The sequence below is a fragment of the Paraburkholderia sp. LEh10 genome (genome assembly GCF_017814945.1).
Taxonomy (GTDB): domain Bacteria; phylum Pseudomonadota; class Gammaproteobacteria; order Burkholderiales; family Burkholderiaceae; genus Paraburkholderia.
Map to the genome: position 1 here is coordinate 1 of NZ_JAGIPX010000298.1, position 218 is coordinate 218.

Genomic DNA, 218 nt, shown 5'->3' on the forward strand with positions numbered 1-218 from the left:
ACCTGCACATCGTTGGCGCCTTCGCTGGCGCTGAAGGTTGTGCTCCACGTATGGCCGCCATCGGTGGAATACTCGACCGTGGCACCGCTCTCGACACCGCTCAGACTCAGCGTGCCGGTGTTGGTGACGTGGTCGGTGGGACTGCTGCCCGAGTCGGTCGTGAGCGCAACGCCCGGTGCGGCCGCCGACGTGTCGAGCGTGAAGCTGAAGCCGGTCGC

Annotated in this window: 1 protein-coding gene; it reads right to left on the reverse strand. The window is 67.0% G+C overall.

Translation table 11 applies throughout. The annotated features are described in order from the left end of the window. Positions 1-218 (reverse strand): hypothetical protein (locus J8I87_RS44350; protein WP_209938963.1); only part of this gene is annotated, 218 nt, incomplete at both ends.